Source organism: Bartonella sp. AP9QHHD (assembly GCF_042195625.1).
Lineage (GTDB): Bacteria > Pseudomonadota > Alphaproteobacteria > Rhizobiales > Rhizobiaceae > Bartonella.
In genome coordinates, this window is sequence record NZ_JBHIOP010000002.1 from 1 (window position 1) to 1,463 (window position 1,463).

Consider the following 1,463-nt stretch of genomic DNA (forward strand, 5'->3'; position numbering starts at 1 on the left):
AATGATCATCACCTATCAAAGCGTGAAAATGATGTCTCGCTTGATGAAGTGGATAGCATTTTTTCTTTTTTTGCTTATCCTCGATTTTGCACGCCTCATGGACGCGCTAGATAATGTCATTGCACATTTAAAGCAGTGGTTTTCAAAGAACTGAACAACTGTCATAAAAGAAAAAGTTTCGTAAAATTCTTTATTACTATGAATTGGAGATCCAATTATAAACGCAGTTCAGAATGGGAACCAAGTCGTAAAAGCTCTAGTGTTTTGGCATCTGGCTTTCGATAGATCAAAACTAAATCCGGCTTTATGTGACAATCACGACAATTGCGCCACTGACCTGTTAGTGCATGATCTCTCCAATGCGCCTTTAGCGGTTCATTCTCCGCTAACGCTTTGACCACAAGCAGCAAATCCTCCTCTAGTGCATTAGCATATTTACCTTTGCTTTCACGTTTAAGGTCACGGCGGAATGAACGCGTATAGACAATTTCCCGCATAGCAAGCTTAGGTTTACTTTTCAGATTTACGTGCTTCGGTTCTATCTGAGCGTATCATGGTCCTTAAGCCGTCTAATGATGTACGTTCGACGCGTCCCATTTCGGCATCCTCGATAGCTTGTAATGTTTCCGGATTTGGTTGGAATAGATCAAGTGGTAATGCTCTATCTCTAGCAATGCGGGTCATAAACATGCGCACTGCATCCGATATAGTTAAACCCGTAGACTTAATAACTGCACTTGCAATTTCTTGAACTTCATCAGGTATGCGGGCTTGAATTTTTCCCATTACTAAACCTCCTACTTAATTGTACTACAATGTACTACATTTCAAACCTATGTCAAGAGATTTATCCGTCATGCTATACAACCTTGTGTATTAAGGAGGGTAGGAAGTCAATTTTTAAAAGGAGCTAACCAAAACCTGAGAATTTCTGCTAGAATCACGAGAGAGCTTCTTTTTTAATAGGATTTTTTAGATGCCAACACCATTTGGTAAAACCTTACGCAAACTTCGCATTGATCATTCAGAACGCCTTTTAGATATGGCTAAAAAATTAGATATATCTGTAGCATTTTTATCATCTGTAGAAATTGGCAAAAGATCTGTTCCTGTAGGATTAGAGGAAAAGATAATTGAACTCTATACTTTAGATCAAGAGGTAGCAGAAATTTTGAGAAGAGAATCGGATGCTTGTCGTAAAAGCTTCACTATAAAGCCTTCTAATCCGTTGAGTCGTGAAATTGTTGGCATGTTTGTTAGAAATTTACATAATCTTTCACAACAGGATTTAGCAGAATTTAAAAAATTATTAGAGAAAGTTAGCAAACAAGCATGCGCTTCGTAGAAGCATGTTCGAGAATCCTATTCCCGAACCTTTATTTACGAATCTCGCACCTTGAAAAAACACACATGAAATCAATAAGTTATAGCACCATAAAAGTGCTGTGGCGGAGGGGGTGGGA

Annotated in this window: 3 protein-coding genes; 1 reads left to right on the forward strand and 2 read right to left on the reverse strand. The window is 38.5% G+C overall.

Translation table 11 applies throughout. From position 1 onward, the window contains the following. Positions 1-215: 215 nt before the first annotated feature. The gene (locus ACFIK4_RS00020; protein WP_273787998.1) at positions 216-497 is read right to left on the reverse strand and encodes a type II toxin-antitoxin system YafQ family toxin; all 282 of its coding nucleotides are present in this window, start codon (positions 495-497) and stop codon (positions 216-218) included. Positions 498-510: 13 nt separating this feature from the next. After that, complete coding sequence (locus tag ACFIK4_RS00025; RefSeq protein WP_375612632.1) at positions 511-786, reverse strand: type II toxin-antitoxin system RelB/DinJ family antitoxin; 276 nt, start codon at positions 784-786, stop codon at positions 511-513. Between the two features lie 190 nt (positions 787-976). Between ACFIK4_RS00025 and ACFIK4_RS00030 the strand changes: the two genes are divergently transcribed. Then, positions 977-1,345, forward strand: a complete 369-nt coding sequence (locus tag ACFIK4_RS00030; RefSeq protein WP_273787997.1) for a helix-turn-helix domain-containing protein — start codon at positions 977-979, stop codon at positions 1,343-1,345. Positions 1,346-1,463 lie beyond the last annotated feature (118 nt).